Below are 13,970 nucleotides of genomic sequence, written 5' to 3' on the forward strand. Positions count from 1 at the left end.
GCGGGGAGCCCGCCCGGTGGCGGACTCCCCGTGCGGTGCGTCAGGCGGGCGCGGCGGCGCGGCGCTGGGCGTCGGCCTTCATCCGGGCGGCGCGGTCGAGGTCGGCCTGCGACACCGCGGCGACCGAGCCGAAGACGCTCACCGCCTGGTAGTACGTCCAGGCGAGGCTGTAGCAGGCGGGCCGGACCACCGCGTTGTACGTGGCGCAGACCCGCTTGAGATCCGCGTAGAAGGCGCTGTCCAGACGGGACTTGCTGGACGAGAAGACGCCCATCGCCTTGTGGTTGCGGTAGCCGAAGTCGTGCCGGTAGCAGGAGAGCTTGAAGTTGAACCCGATCGGGTTGTCCGGGCTGGACGAGCAGTAGTCGGTGGACCAGTCGAAGCCGTACTCGGTCCAGGGTGCCCGGTTCTGCCGGGCGCTGTTCCAGGCGTTGTAGCTGGACGCGCTGGTCTGCGTCCAACTGGTCAGGACGGACAGCTTCTGCTGGGTGCTCACCGCGGCGGCGGCCGGTGTGGCCAGGCCGAGCAGGGTGAGCAGGGCGAGTGCGCCGGCGGCGAGGGTGGTGGCGAGTCGACGGGACACGGGAACCTCCGGGGGTGGTGGCCGGGATCTCCGGATGTCGACAAGTGTCGATCAAAGGGATGAGCTGGGGCGATGCCTCGGGGGACGGCTCGCTGACATCCGCCTGAACAGACGAATGCCCCCGGGCCGTCGAGGTGGCCCGGGGGCATTCGGGGTGAATCAGCGGACGAAGCGCGGCGGGCTCGCCGGGCTCTCGTTCGCCAGCCGGTCCAGCGCGGTCACGTAGTACGTGTACCGGGCGCCGTCGGCCGCCGTGGTGTCCACCCAGGACTGCACGGCGCCGTCGGTGGCCCGGACGGTGCCGACCAGGTGCGAGGCGTCCGCGAAGTCGCAGCGCCCGGCCAGGCCGTGCCCGTCGAACCGGTAGATCGCGTACGACGCGGCGGTGCCGAGCGGGCCCTTGCCGTCGGCCGGCTGACGCCAGCTCAGGCGTACCCCGTCCGCCTCCCGCTGGGCCTTGGTGACCACCGGGAACAGCAGCGGCTTGCGCGGCAGGTGCGTCATGGTGGGCACCAGCGCCGGGCGGGAGTAGTGCTCGGCCGCGTAGATGTCGGTGGCGCCGAGCCGGTTGGCCCGCACCTGCACCGCGGAGAAGTGCACGTTGCCGAGCACCTCCGGGTACGACCGGTTGAGCGTCAGGTGGTTCGACAGCTCCTGCGGGTTCATCCAGAACGACCCGTACGCCGGGTCTCCGCTCTTGTAGTCGGCCTGGCCGATGTAGAGCTGCACCCGCGTGCCGCGCACCTGCTCGGCCCACCACGGCACCAGCCGGGCGTAGTCGGCGGCCGGGTACTGGCCGATGTACCAGTAGAGCTGCGGCACGATGTAGTCGATCCACTCCTCCTTGACCCACTTGCGGGAGTCGGCGGAGATGATGTCGTACGACTGCGAGCCGGTGGTGTCCGAACCGTTCGGGTCGGCCGACGCGTTGCGCCAGATGCCGAACGGGCTGACGCCGAACTTCACATACGGCTTGACCGCCTTGATCTTGGCGTTCATCTCCTGGATCAGCAGGTTGATGTTGTCCCGCCGCCAGTCGGCCTTGTCCGTGAAGCCCCTGTTGTACGCCGCGAACGTAGCGTCGTCGGGCACCTGGTGGGTGCCGCTCGGGTACGGGTAGAAGTAGTCGTCGAAGTGCACGCCGTCGATGTCGTACCGCTTGACCGCGTCCATCATCGCGGTCTGGACGAACTCGCGGACCTCGGGGACGCCGGGGTTGTAGTAGAGCCGGCTGCCGGCGACGCCGGCCGGCGGGTAGGCGAAGACCCAGTCGGGGTGCTGGCGGGCAGGGCTGTCCGGGGCCAGTTGCGACAGGTCGGCGCCGGCGCCGCCGGGGGCGGGCATGGAGACGCGGTACGGGTTGAACCAGGCGTGGAACTCCAGGTTGCGCTTGTGCGACTCGTCGACGAGGAAAGCCAGCGGGTCCCAGCCGGGGTTCTTGCCGCGTACGCCGGTCAGGTACTCCGACCACGGCTCGTACGGCGAGGGCCAGAACGCGTCGGCGGTCGGGCGGACCTGGACCACGACGGCGTTGTGGTTGAGCTTCTGGGCCAGGTCGAGCCAGGCCAGGTATTCGGCCTTCTGCTTGGCCACCTGGTCCGGCGCGGTCCAGGAGTCCTTGCTGGGCCAGTCGATGTTCGTCACCGAGGCGATCCACATGGCCCGGAACTGGCGCTTGGGGGTGGCCGGATCGGTGACGCAGTCGGTGGAGGGGGAAGTGGCGGTGCCGGTGTCGCCGGGTGCGGCCTGCGCCGGCGTGCCGGCGACCAGCGTGCCGAGCAGCGCCGCGGCCAGCGCGGCGGCTCCGAGCCGAGTTGCCTTCATGCGGTGCGGTCCCTTCGTCGGGTCCGGGGGGACGGTCGGCGGCGTAGCGTACGGCAAGATTCGCCGTGCCATCCATGCCGCCGGTAGAAAACTTTCATCTATCCGTGCCCGGCGCAAGACCCCGACCGGTGATCGATGTCCCGCGCCGTCCGACTAGGCCGGATCGTGACGATTCCGAGACCTGCGGTGCGGGATTGGAGCGCAAAACGGCTGGGTAGCTAGCCCGGTCACAGACCGCCACCGTGGCGGCCACACGGCGGGGGAGGTGATCAGATGTCGGTCCTGCGGACCAAGCCGATCGGCGACGTGCTCGCCCAGGGCGACGCCGACGGCGAGGACGGCAAGCCGGGCCTGCGGCGCCGGCTCGGCGCGGTCGACCTGATGGGCTTCGGCATCGGCATCGTGATCGGCACCGGCATCTTCACGCTCACCGGTGTCGAGGCCCGGAACAGCGCGGGGCCGGGCGTGGTGATCTCGTTCGGCATCGCCGGCCTGGTCGCGCTGCTCGCCGCGCTCTGCTACGCCGAACTCGCCAGCAGCGTGCCGACCGCCGGCAGCGCCTACACCTACGCGTACGCGACGATGGGCGAGATCGTCGCCTGGATCATCGGCTGGGACCTGCTGCTGGAGTTCGCGCTCGGCGCGGCGGTGGTGGCCCGCGGCTGGTCCGGCTACCTCGCCGACCTGTTCGGCCTGCCCAGCGCCTGGTTCGCCGAGGAGGGCAGCGTCGTCAACCTCGGCGCGATCGGCATCGTGCTGGTGCTCGGTGTGGTCGCCATCGTCGGCATCCGCGAGTCGGCCCGGGTCACCAACCTGCTGGTGCTGGTAAAGGTGGCGATCTGCGCCTTCGTCATCATCGCCGGGCTGTTCTTCGTCAAGGCGGCCAACCTCAGCCCGTTCATCCCGTCCGCCGAGCCGGCCGGCGCCGGGGACGACGGCATCAAGCAACCGGTCACCCAGGCCATCTTCGGGCTGGAGCCGTCCGTCTTCGGCTTCGTCGGGGTGCTCACCGCCGCCGCCGTGGTGTTCTTCGCGTACACCGGGTTCGAGGCCGTGGCGAACCTGGGTGAGGAGACCCGCAAGCCCAAGCGGGACCTGCCGCTGGGCCTGCTCGGCACGCTGCTCATCTCCACCGTGCTCTACATCGGCGTCTCGCTCGTCGTGGTCGGCATGGTCAAGTACACCGAGATCGACGAGGGTGCGCCGATCGCGTCCGCGTTCCGGGCGGTCGGCGCCGGCTGGGCCGCGGTGCTCGTCTCCATCGCCGCCGTCGCCGGGCTCACCAGCGTGATCCTGGTCGACCTGGTGGCCATGGGCCGGATCGGCTTCGCCATCGCCCGCGACGGGCTCATCCCGCCCGCCATCGCCAAGGTGCACCCGCGCTGGGGCACGCCGTACCGGATCGCCGGGATCATGACGATCGCGGTGGCGCTGCTCGCCGGCTTCCTGCCGCTGTCCGCGCTTGCCGACCTGGTCAGCATCGGCGCGCTCTGCGCGTTCACGCTGGTCGCGATCGCGGTGCCGATCCTGCGCAAGCGCCGCCCCGACCTGGAGCGGCCGTTCAAGGTGCCGTTCTCGCCGGTGCTGCCGATCGTCACCGCCGTCGCGTGCCTCTACCTGAGCCTGAACCTGTCGGTGGAGACCTGGCTGCGGTTCCTCGCCTGGATGCTGATCGGCGCGGTCATCTACTTCGGGTACGGCCACCGCAAGAACCGGCTCGCCCGTCGCGAGCACTCGGACACCCCCGAGCCCGCCCCCACCCCCTGAGGCGGGCCCCGAAGGAAGGGCCCCTTCTTAACGCCCGGCGTTAACAAGGGGCCCTTCCTTACGCCGGCGCGAAGCGCAGCAGGTTCCAGGAGGTGGCCGGCAGCAGCACGGAGACCCGGCCGCCGTCGACGGTGGGAGTGGTGAGGTCCCGGGGCGTGACCCGCTCCGGGTCCGTCTCGGTGTTCGTGGCGTCCGGGTCGGTTCCGGCCGCCACCGTGGTGTGCGCCTCGGCCCGCAGGCCGGGCAGGCCGCGCAGGTCCAGGTCGAGCGGGACGTCCTGCGAGCTGCGGTTGACCGCGAAGACGGCCAGCGCGCCGGTCTCCTCGTCGTGCACGGCGACGGTGTCCAGCGCGGGCACGTCGCCGTACCGGCGGGTCTCGTAGGTGGGGCCGGTGGGCTCGGTCCGCAGCACGGTGCCGCGGGCGTACCGGGCGGTCAGCGCGAACGGGTGGAAGATGCTCTGCCGCCAGGCCGGACCGCCGTTGCGGGTACGGATCGGGGCGATCACGTTGGCGAGCTGCGCCTGGCAGGCCACGCCGATGCGGTCGGCGTGCCGGAGCAGGGTGATCAGCAGGTCGCCCACCACCACCGCGTCGACGGCCGTGTAGTCGTCCTCGATCAGCGCCGGCGCCTCGACCCAGCCGCGCCGGTCCAGGTCGGACTGGAGGCGGGACTGGTACCAGACGTTCCACTCGTCGAAGGAGATCTTCAGTTTGCGCTTCTGCCGCAGCTTGGCGCCCACGTAGTCGGCGGTGGCGACGACCTCGGTGATGAAGGCGTCCATGTCGACGGCGGAGGCGAGCAGGCTGGCCCGGTCACCGTCGGAGGGGTCGTAGTAGGTGTGGGCGGAGATGTAGTCGACGTGCTCGTAGGTGTGCTCCAGCACCGTCGCCTCCCACGCGGCGAACGTGGGCATGCCCCGGCCGGAGCTGCCGCAGGCGACCAGGCTGATCGACGGGTCGATCATCTTCATCGCGCGGGCGGTCTCGGCGGCGAGGCGGCCGTACTCGTCGGCGGTCTTGTGCCCGACCTGCCACGGCCCGTCCATCTCGTTGCCGAGGCACCACAGCCGCACCCCGTACGGCTGTTCGGCGCCGTGCTTGCGGCGCAGGTCGGACAGTCGGGTGCCGCCCGGGTGGTTGGTGTACTCCAGCAGGTCGAGCGCCTCGGTCACGCCGCGGGTGCCGAGGTTGACGGCCATCATCGGCTCGATCCCGGCCTCGGCCGCCCAGGTCATGAACTCGTCGAGCCCGAACTCGTTTGTCTCGACGGTCTTCCAGGCCAGGTCGAGCCGGCGCGGGCGGTCACCGACCGGTCCGATGCCGTCCTCCCAGCGGTAGCTGGAGACGAAGTTGCCGCCCGGGTAGCGGACCACTGAGACGCCCAGCTCACGGGTCAGGTCCAGCACGTCGCGCCGCAGCCCTCGCCGATCGGCTGTGGGGTGGCCCGGTTCGTACACCCCGCCGTAGACGCAGCGGCCCATGTGCTCGACGAAGGAACCGAAGATCCGGCGGTCCGCCGGCGCGACCCGGAACGCCGGGTCGATCGTGAGCTGCGCGTTCGGCACGATGCCAACCTCTCCCTCGCTGCTGGTGCGGGTGACCGCTGTCACTCCGCTGTCAGTGGTTTGTACAACGTTGTAAGCGCCCGTGTAAAGAGGCAGTCGCGTCGTCGTGGCGCGGTACAGTGCGGCCAGCGTTCACCGGAAGGAAGTGCAGTGCGGCACAGGCTCAAGGACGTCGCGGAGCGCGCCGGAGTGTCGGTGAAGACCGTCTCCAACGTCGTCAACGGCTACCAGCACGTGCGCGCCGACACCCGGGCCCGCGTCGAGGAGGCCATCGCCGCGCTCAACTACCGGCCCAACCTGTCGGCCCGCAACCTGCGCAAGGGGCGCACCGGGGTGATCGCGCTGGCCGTACCCGAACTGGACGTCCCCTACTTCGCCGAGCTGGCCCGGCACGTCGTCACCGCCGCCGCCGACCACGGCTGGACGGTGCTGATCGACCAGACCGGCGGCCGGTCCGAGCAGGAGCGCAAGGCCGCCAGCGGTATCGGCGACCACATGATCGACGGCCTGATCCTGAGCCCGCTCGCGCTCACCGCCGACGACCTCGCCGCGCTGGCCGGCCTGCCCATGGTGCTGCTCGGCGAACGCGTCGACCACGGCTCCGCCGACCACGTCATGATCGACAACGTGGCCGCTGCCCGTGAGATCACCGCCCACCTGATCGGGCTCGGCCGCCGCCGGATCGCCGCGATCGGCTCCCAGTGCACCCCCGAGGGCGCCAGCGCCCGGCTCCGCCTGGCCGGCTACACCGCCGCGCTGACCGAGGCCGGCATCGCCTACGACGACCGCCTGGTGGCGCCCGCGCCGGCCTGGCACCGCGCGGACGGCGCCGCCGCCATGCGGCACCTGCTCACCACGGGGGTACGCCCCGACGCCGTCTTCTGCTTCAACGACACGCTCGCGCTCGGTGCGCTGCGTGCCCTGCACGAGATGGGCCTGCGCGTGCCCGAGGACGTCGCGGTGGCCGGCTTCGACGACATCGAGGACGGTCGCTTCTCGATCCCGACGCTGACCACGGTCGCCCCCGACAAGGAACGCATCGCCCGCCTCGCGGTAGAGCTCCTGGCGGGCCGCCTGGGCCAAGACCGCGACTTCCCACCGCGCGAGCTGGTGGCCCCCCACCACGTGGCCCTCCGCGAGTCCGCCTAACCCGCCCCGCTCGCCCTCGTGCCCCGCTCGCCCCTCCTGCCCCGCTTGCCCCGCTTGCCCCGCTTGCCCCGCTTGCCCCGTCGATCATGAAGTTGACGGCGAAGTTGATCTCCTTGAGTGCCGTCAACTTCATGATCGACGGGGTGGTCCCTGGGGCGGTCGGCGCGGCTTCAGTCGAAGAAGCGGGCCAGGTGGGAAGAGGGTGGGGCGGGGGCGTCCGGCGGCAGGGGAGTCAGGTCGGCGAAGATCGAGGCGCCGTCGCAGCCGACGTGCAGCGGATACCAGCGCGGCGTACCAGGCGGACGCTGGCCGCAGATGCCCTTGAACGTCTGCACGTCGAGCAGGCGTACGTGGGTCGGGTCGGCCACCGCGTTGACGTGCCGCCACCAGGGGCTCATCACGTGCAGTACCCCGCCCGGGCGCAGCACCCGGTGGCACTCGTCGAACAGCGGCAGGAAGTCGATCAGGTGCTCGACGATGTGCACCGCGAAGAACACGTCCACCGAGTCGTCGCGCAGCGGCAGCGATCCGGCCAGGTTGGCGACCGCGTTCACGCCCGGCGCCGGATAGATGTCCAGCCCCAGGTTGCCCGGCCACTGCTTGGTCGCGCCGCAGCCCAGGTCGACCACGACCGGCGCCCGCCCGGCCACTGTGACCCGGCACCAGACCCCGAGTACGCCGGACAGCCGGCCGATCAGCTCCCGTACCAGCCGTAGCTGCTCCGGGTCGGCGACCTCGCCGGTCAGGTGCGCGACTCCACGATCGAAGCGCACCTCGACCGCGGTTCCGCGCAGCCGCTCGTCGTGCCGGACCATGTCGGCCCACGCCTCGGCGAGGAAGCCGTCGGTCTGCCGGAGTCGCTCACCCGAGAGCGCGGTCTGCCCCATCGCCACCATGCGCCACCTCCGGCGGCCCGTTACCCCCGATTCGCCCCGATATACCCCGCCAGCCCGCCCTCGTCCGCCCCGGCCCCCGCTCAGCCGCGCCCCGCCCGCGTCGGCCCCGCCCGGCCCGCGCCCCCCAGCCCTCCGTCCGCCCCGCCTGTCGCCCGTGATCAAGGACTTTGTGTCCCCGGACGACGCCCTCGAGGACACAAACTCCTTGATCACCGACGCGTGCCTGAGATCTTGGAAGATTTCGGCCCCTATGGGGGCACTTTCCTTCCAAGATCTCCCGCGACTCGGGCTGCGGCGCTGATCAAGGAGTTTGTGCTGGCGCCCGCGGCGTGGATGGACCCAAACTCCTTGATCACCGCCGGTCTCGGGTCGGGTTGTGCGCGGCGATGGCGGGAGTCTGGGCTGCGCCTCGTCGATCATGGAGTTGTGGCCCGGGCAAACCTCGCGAAAGGTGCAGGAAAGGGGCCGCAACTGCAAGATCAGCGGGGTGAGGGTGAGGGTGAGGGTGAGGGCGGGGGTGAGGGTGAGGGCGATGGCGGGGGAGAGGGCGGTCAGGGGGAGAGGGTGCGGCGGACTGCGCGGGAGCCTCGCATGCGCTGGCGCGGCTGGGCGGCCGCTGCCTTCGGGCGCTTGAGGTGGTAGCGGTGCAACTCGTTGTTGCCCGGCAACGACGGGTCCTCGCTCATCGCGACCAGTTCCCAGCCCTGGTCACCGGCCCGGTTCAGGTGGGCCAGCGCGGTGTCGCCGTACGGCGTCACGTCGATCATGGAGCCGTCCGGGCCGTACCAGATGAAGACGACCTCCCACCCGGCGTCGGTGGCGGCGGCCTGGCGGCGGCGGACCAGCAGCGCGTACTCCCACTTGAGCATGCGCTCATTGTGGACCCGCGCGCGCCGGTCGGCACGGATCAGTGTTCGGCGATCCGTCCGTCCGCCACGCGCAGCCGCCGGTTCACGCTCACCGCGTCGAGCATCCGCCGATCGTGGGTCACCAGCAGCAGCGTTCCCGGGTAGCTCGCCAGCGCCGACTCCAACTGCTCGATCGCGGCCAGGTCGAGGTGGTTCGTCGGCTCGTCGAGCACCAGCAGGTTGACGCCACGCCCTTGGAGCAGGGCCAGCGCGGCCCGGGTCCGCTCGCCGGGGGACAGCGTCGCCGCCGGCCGCAGCACATGCTCGGCGCGCAGCCCGAACTTCGCCAGCAGCGTCCGCACGTCCGCCGGGGCCAGATCGGGTACGGCGGCACCGAACGCGTCGAGCAGCGGCTGGTCGCCGAGGAACAGTCCCCGGGCCTGGTCGACCTCGCCGACCACCACACCCGGGCCGAGCGCGGCGTGCCCCTCGTCCAGCGGCAGCCGGCCGAGCAGCGCGGCGAGCAGGGTGCTCTTGCCGGAGCCGTTCGCCCCGGTGATCGCCACCCGGTCGGCCCAGTCGATCTGCAGGTCCACCGGGCCGAGCGTGAAGCCGCCACGGCGTACCACCGCTCCTCGGAGCGAGGCCACGACGGCGCCGGCGCGGGGCGCGGCGGCGATCTCCATCCGCAGCTCCCACTCCTTGCGCGGCTCGTCGACCACCTCCAGCCGCTCGATCAGCCGGGCGGTCTGCTTGGCCTTCGCGGCCTGCTTCTCGGTCGACTCGGCGCGGTACTTGCGGCCGATCTTGTCGTTGTCGGTGGCCTTGCGGCGGGCGTTCTTGACGCCCTTCTCCATCCACGCCCGCTGGGTGCGGGCACGCGCCTCCAGGTCGGCCTTCGTGTCGGCGTACTCCTCGTACTCCTCGCGGGCGTGGCGGCGCGCCACCTCCCGCTCCTCCAGATAGGCCGCGTAGCCACCGCCGTAGTGCTTGATCTGCCGCTGGTGCAGGTCGAGCTCGACGATCCGGGTGACGGTGCGGGTGAGGAACTCCCGGTCGTGGCTGACCACCACGGTCCCGGCGCGCAGCCCGGTGACGAAGCGTTCCAGCCGGTCCAGCCCGGCCAGGTCGAGGTCGTTGGTGGGCTCGTCGAGCAGGAAGACGTCGTACCGGCTGAGCAGCAGCGACGCGAGCCCGGCGCGGGCGGCCTGCCCGCCGGACAGACCGGTCATCGGATGGTCCAGGCCCACGTCGAGACCCAGCTCCGCGGCGACCTGCGCGGCCCGTTCGTCCAGATCCGCGCCGCCGAGGTCGAGCCAGCGTTCCAGAGCATTCGCGTACGCGTCGTCGGCGCCCGCCGCCCCGGCGGTGAGCGCCTCGGTGGCGGCATCAAGCGCGGCCTGCGCGGCACTGACCCCGGTGCGCCGGGCCAGGAACTCGCGGACCGTCTCGCCGGGCCGGCGCTCCGGCTCCTGCGGCAGGTAGCCGACGGTCGCCGTGGGCGGGCTGAGCGAGACCGAGCCCTGCTCGCGGGGGACAAGACCGGCGAGGGTACGCAGCAGCGTGGACTTGCCCGCGCCGTTGACTCCGACCAGCCCCACCACGTCGCCGGGCGCGACGACGAGGTCGAGGTCTTCGAAGAGGAGGCGGTCACCGTGGCCGGCGGTGAGGTCCTTGGCGATCAACGTGGCGCTCATCAGATGACCGAGCCTACCGGCGGGCGCATCCGGATTACCGTGACCCGTGCTCGCGGCGGCGCCGGTCTGAGGGAGACTCACAGCCGTGGTGACCACACTGGCGATCGACTGTGGTGGTGGCGGGATCAAGGCCTCCGTACTGGATGCCGCCGGAACCATGCGCGCACGGCCGTTGCGCGTGCCCACGCCGTACCCGTTGCCGCCGGCCTTGTTCGTCAAGACGCTGCTGGATCTCGGCGCCCGCCTGCCCGCGGCGGACCGGCTCACCGTCGGCATGCCCGGCATGATCCGGCACGGCGTCGTGGTGGCGACGCCGCACTACGTGACCCGCTCCGGGCCGCGCAGCCGCGTCGACCCCGAGCTTCTGGCCGAGTGGTCCGGGTACGACGCGCGCACCGCGCTGGCCGAGGCGTTCGGCGTGCCGGCGCTGGTGCTGAACGACGCCGAGGTGCACGGCGCGGGCGTGGTCGCCGGGACCGGCTGCGAGCTGGTGCTGACGCTCGGCACCGGGCTGGGCAGCGCGCTGTTCGACGGCGGGGTGCTGGCGCCGCACCTGGAGCTGTCGCACGCGCCGGTGCGGTGGAACACCACCTACGACACGTACGTGGGCGAGCCGGAACGGCGGCGGCTCGGCGACGCGTTCTGGTCGCGGCGGATCCGGCAGGTGGTGGACGGCCTGCGCCCGGTGTTCCGCTGGGACCGCCTGTATCTCGGCGGCGGCAACTCCCGGCTGATCCGGCCCGAGCAGGTGGCCCGGATGGGCGACGACGTGGTGATCGTCCCGAACACGGCCGGAATCGTCGGCGGTGTCCGGGCCTGGGACCTGGTCGGCGGCCGGTACGACCCGACCACCTGATCTTTCGCCCTGCAGGAACACTCGCGCTCGCGCCGGTGTTGTGCCAGCGTCGGACCTAGGGCCTGGCGCGACACGAGGAGGTGGGTCGAGTGGATCTTCTGGCGGAGTACCGGCGGGCGACCATGTTCTTCGAAGCGGGTGACCCGACCGGAGCGGCCCGGCTGCTCGAACCGATCATCGAGGCGGAGCCGGACAACTCCTCGGTCCGGCAGCTGCTGGCCCGCGCGTACTTCCAGTCGGCCCAGCTCAACCGGGCCGAGGAGCAGTTGCGCGAGCTGGTCGACCGCGACCCGAGCGATCACTACGCGCACCACGTGCTCGGCCGCACGCTGGAGCGGATGAACCGGCCGGTGGACGCGCTGCGGCACCTGCGCATCGCGGCCGCGATGTACTCGACGAACACCGACTACGCCACCGCCCTGCGCCGGGTGGAGGGCAAGGTCGGTCGTTGACCGATGACGCGGAAGGGCAGCCCGGGCGGGCTGCCCTTCCGCGTACCTAGGATGGGACCGTGAAGCTCAAGCTCGACCTCCACGACATCTACAACAAGGGCCACGACATCGATCGTGCGCTGCGCGGGATCATGGACGAGGCGGTCGCGAAGAAGGCCACGCTCGTGGAGATCATCCCGGGTAAGGGGTCGGGCGCGCTCAAGAAGAAGGTGCTGCGCTTCCTCGACCAGAAGGACGTGAAGCAGCTCTACCACCGGGTCGAGAAGGACTCGAAGAACTTCGGCCGCCTGTTCGTGCACTTCCGGTGGAAGTAGCGCCGCCTGCGTCTGCTCCCACGATCAGGCCGCGGTGAGCACCGTCATGGGGGAGCCGAAGGTGGTTGTTCCGGGGCCGTGCCCGATGCCGACCAGGACCCGGTTGCCGAGCGGCGCGGCCAGGCGCACCACCACCTCGCGATCCTCGGCGTAGTCCAGTCGGATGCCGTCCCCGTCGTGGGTGACCTCCACCGGTTCGACGAGCACCGCGGTGTCCGTCTCATGCACCAGGGCGTCTGGGTAGTCGGCGTATTGCGCGGGCGTTCCGATGAACCGGAACGTCAGAGTGCGCCCATCGTTCGCGAGCATGGCCTCCTCGTGATGAATGGCGCCCACACCGGGGGGCCGCCATGTCATCCGACGTTCGAAGTCCGGGTCCATGGCGATGAACGGCCATCGCCGGTCCTCGGGGTACATCATCCACGCCGGGAGTTCGCGGACACCTCGATCGGTGGCGAACGGCCCGTCCCCGCGGATGATGTTCGCCAGCGGTCTCTGCGCTCCGGTCTGCACGTCACGGCAGTACTTGACGGCGTGCGGCCTGAGCTCCGGCGGCAGGTCGGACTCTGGAACGCCGGGAGCGTCGAACGACGCCCGCCACTGGGTGTCCACCATGAGTCGGTCGAGCGCTGTGACGCCCATCGCTGTCAGCACGATCGGACGCGGCTCGCGGTGAACGGGGAAACCGTCCCACATCGCCAACGCCTGCCGTACACACTCCGGATCGCTTGGCACGTCGCCAGCCTAGCCACCTGTGGACACTTGGCGGCGTGCCCCAGTCGGCGAACCGCCCTCGCCGCACCGACAGAGCCTGTGCAGTTCGCCGAGCCGCACGTCGCCTACGACATAAGGGAATACCGTGAGACCCGGTTGGGAGATCACGAGTAGCCGGTTACGCCGGGCGTCCGCCGAACACCCAGTCGCGCACCTCCACCTCGGCGTACCGGTCGGCGGCCAGCACGGCGCGCGCCTCGTCCGGCCCGGTCGCCCGCACCAGCGCCGCCGTCCCCACCCACGTCACGCCGTCGTCGGACAGCAGCGGCCCGTACGCGATCAACTCGTCCTGCCGCTGCGGCAGCACCGGACCGGCGCTCTGCTCCGGACCGAGGCCGAGCACCAGGTAGCGGTTGCCGCCGGTCCGGCCGCCGGGGAAGTCCCACATGGTGCGGCCCAGCATGTTCCGCCACCGGCGCAGCATCACGTCCCGGTACGCGCCGGCCTGGTAGTTGGGCTCGTCGAAGGCGAACGTCCGGGCGGCGGCCGGGTCAGGCAGGCCCAGGATGTGCACGCTTCCCGTCGGAGTGCCGTCGGCAGCAAGGGTCGGGCCGCGCGCGATCATCTGCTCCGCGAACCGGTCCATGTAGGCCCAGTGCTCCTCGACCAGTTCACTCCGCAACGCCATCGAGCCGAGCCGGTCCCGGTGGTAGCAGAAGAAGTCCATGCCCTCAGCCGGCCAGCTCGGTGGAGCCGTCCCAGCCGTTGTATCCCTGCTGCGTGATCCGGCCGTCGGCGTAGGTGTAGGACCAGCGTTCGCCCGTCTCGCCCTCGAACCGGACGGTTCCCGCGCGTACGAACGGGGCCAGCGCGACGTAGAAGGCGATGGCCTGGCCCGACCACTTGAAGTCGTCCCGGCTTTGGCCGACTTCGATCCAGTCGCCGTCGCGGACGAACGTGGCCGCACCCACCCACGCCATGTCGGTCAACGTCTCGGGCGTGGGCGGCTCGTCCGGGTCGAACCAGCCATCCCGCTGGGAGCAGGCGACCCGGACAGCGGCGAGAGCGGCCGCCTCGTCGCCCTCGGGAAGGTGCAGGCGGCCGGACGGCTCCACGTTGTATCCCACGGCACCGATGCTAGGGAGATCCACCGACGCCGTCAGACCCGCTCGCGGGACCATGCCGACTCCAGTACGCCGAAGTGGGGGGGGGGGGGGGGGGGGGGGCGGGCGTCGCGGGGGGGGGGGGGGGGGGGGGGGGGGGGGGGGGGGGTGGGGGCGGCGGGTGGGGGCGTCGGGGGTGC

At 71.3% G+C, this 13,970-nt stretch carries 14 protein-coding genes; 5 read left to right on the forward strand and 9 right to left on the reverse strand.

The features are described from left to right. Positions 1–40: 40 nt before the first annotated feature. Complete coding sequence (locus tag AC2CHG_RS24355; RefSeq protein WP_262013160.1) at positions 41–583, reverse strand: phospholipase; 543 nt, start codon at positions 581–583, stop codon at positions 41–43. A gap of 159 nt (positions 584–742) precedes the next feature. Continuing rightward, positions 743–2,407, reverse strand: a complete 1,665-nt coding sequence (locus AC2CHG_RS24360; RefSeq protein WP_357211223.1) for a glycoside hydrolase family 10-like protein — start codon at positions 2,405–2,407, stop codon at positions 743–745. A 273-nt stretch (positions 2,408–2,680) separates the two neighbouring features. Between AC2CHG_RS24360 and AC2CHG_RS24365 the strand changes: the two genes are divergently transcribed. Further along, complete coding sequence (locus tag AC2CHG_RS24365) at positions 2,681–4,174, forward strand: amino acid permease (RefSeq protein ID WP_402814544.1); 1,494 nt, start codon at positions 2,681–2,683, stop codon at positions 4,172–4,174. 58 nt (positions 4,175–4,232) lie between these two features. On the opposite strand, the gene arfA is transcribed toward AC2CHG_RS24365, so the two are convergent. Beyond that, positions 4,233–5,741: an arabinosylfuranosidase ArfA gene (gene arfA / locus AC2CHG_RS24370; RefSeq protein ID WP_366625799.1), complete on the reverse strand. Its 1,509-nt coding sequence runs from the start codon at positions 5,739–5,741 to the stop codon at positions 4,233–4,235. A 150-nt stretch (positions 5,742–5,891) separates the two neighbouring features. Here arfA and AC2CHG_RS24375 point away from each other — a divergent pair, with 150 nt between their 5' ends. Continuing rightward, positions 5,892–6,890: a LacI family DNA-binding transcriptional regulator gene (locus AC2CHG_RS24375; RefSeq protein WP_484525650.1), complete on the forward strand. Its 999-nt coding sequence runs from the start codon at positions 5,892–5,894 to the stop codon at positions 6,888–6,890. A gap of 170 nt (positions 6,891–7,060) precedes the next feature. Here the strand turns inward: AC2CHG_RS24375 and AC2CHG_RS24380 are convergent, their stop codons facing one another. The 3 genes from AC2CHG_RS24380 to AC2CHG_RS24390 all read right to left on the reverse strand — a co-directional run bounded on the left by AC2CHG_RS24380 (position 7,061) and on the right by AC2CHG_RS24390 (position 10,331). Continuing rightward, positions 7,061–7,786 (reverse strand): methyltransferase domain-containing protein, encoded by a 726-nt coding sequence (locus AC2CHG_RS24380; protein ID WP_355506029.1) that lies wholly within the window; start codon positions 7,784–7,786, stop codon positions 7,061–7,063. Between the two features lie 551 nt (positions 7,787–8,337). After that, positions 8,338–8,655: a hypothetical protein gene (locus tag AC2CHG_RS24385; protein ID WP_262013154.1), complete on the reverse strand. Its 318-nt coding sequence runs from the start codon at positions 8,653–8,655 to the stop codon at positions 8,338–8,340. A 38-nt stretch (positions 8,656–8,693) separates the two neighbouring features. Continuing rightward, entirely contained in the window at positions 8,694–10,331 is a 1,638-nt protein-coding gene (locus AC2CHG_RS24390; RefSeq protein WP_484525651.1) for an ABC-F family ATP-binding cassette domain-containing protein, read from the reverse strand. An 85-nt stretch (positions 10,332–10,416) separates the two neighbouring features. Between AC2CHG_RS24390 and AC2CHG_RS24395 the strand changes: the two genes are divergently transcribed. The 3 genes from AC2CHG_RS24395 to AC2CHG_RS24405 all read left to right on the forward strand — a co-directional run bounded on the left by AC2CHG_RS24395 (position 10,417) and on the right by AC2CHG_RS24405 (position 11,953). Continuing rightward, positions 10,417–11,187 (forward strand): ROK family protein, encoded by a 771-nt coding sequence (locus AC2CHG_RS24395; RefSeq protein ID WP_262013152.1) that lies wholly within the window; start codon positions 10,417–10,419, stop codon positions 11,185–11,187. A gap of 89 nt (positions 11,188–11,276) precedes the next feature. After that, positions 11,277–11,639, forward strand: coding sequence for a tetratricopeptide repeat protein (locus AC2CHG_RS24400; protein ID WP_018787684.1), 363 nt, complete (start codon positions 11,277–11,279; stop codon positions 11,637–11,639). A gap of 59 nt (positions 11,640–11,698) precedes the next feature. Beyond that, positions 11,699–11,953: a Smr/MutS family protein gene (locus AC2CHG_RS24405; protein ID WP_013288724.1), complete on the forward strand. Its 255-nt coding sequence runs from the start codon at positions 11,699–11,701 to the stop codon at positions 11,951–11,953. Positions 11,954–11,977: 24 nt separating this feature from the next. Here AC2CHG_RS24405 and AC2CHG_RS24410 read toward each other — a convergent pair whose 3' ends face one another. From AC2CHG_RS24410 to AC2CHG_RS24420, 3 genes are all read right to left on the reverse strand, one after another. Beyond that, positions 11,978–12,688 (reverse strand): hypothetical protein, encoded by a 711-nt coding sequence (locus tag AC2CHG_RS24410; protein ID WP_262013151.1) that lies wholly within the window; start codon positions 12,686–12,688, stop codon positions 11,978–11,980. Between the two features lie 157 nt (positions 12,689–12,845). Beyond that, positions 12,846–13,394 (reverse strand): YciI family protein, encoded by a 549-nt coding sequence (locus AC2CHG_RS24415; RefSeq protein WP_366625790.1) that lies wholly within the window; start codon positions 13,392–13,394, stop codon positions 12,846–12,848. A 4-nt stretch (positions 13,395–13,398) separates the two neighbouring features. Further along, a complete protein-coding gene (locus tag AC2CHG_RS24420) occupies positions 13,399–13,794 on the reverse strand; it encodes a hypothetical protein (protein WP_366625788.1) in 396 nt (131 codons plus the stop codon). Positions 13,795–13,970 lie beyond the last annotated feature (176 nt).

The organism is Micromonospora sp. ATLC20 (genome assembly GCF_057196585.1).

Bases quoted from the DNA above. Each gene is read 5' to 3' on its own strand.
- AC2CHG_RS24415 (WP_366625790.1), bottom strand. From the start codon at position 13,394: ATGGACTTCTTCTGCTACCACCGGGACCGGCTCGGCTCGATGGCGTTG.
- AC2CHG_RS24390 (WP_484525651.1), bottom strand. From the start codon at position 10,331: ATGAGCGCCACGTTGATCGCCAAGGACCTCACCGCCGGCCACGGTGAC.
- AC2CHG_RS24380 (WP_355506029.1), bottom strand. From the start codon at position 7,786: ATGGTGGCGATGGGGCAGACCGCGCTCTCGGGTGAGCGACTCCGGCAG.
- AC2CHG_RS24385 (WP_262013154.1), bottom strand. From the start codon at position 8,655: ATGCTCAAGTGGGAGTACGCGCTGCTGGTCCGCCGCCGCCAGGCCGCC.
- AC2CHG_RS24360 (WP_357211223.1), bottom strand. From the start codon at position 2,407: ATGAAGGCAACTCGGCTCGGAGCCGCCGCGCTGGCCGCGGCGCTGCTC.
- AC2CHG_RS24365 (WP_402814544.1), top strand. From the start codon at position 2,681: ATGTCGGTCCTGCGGACCAAGCCGATCGGCGACGTGCTCGCCCAGGGC.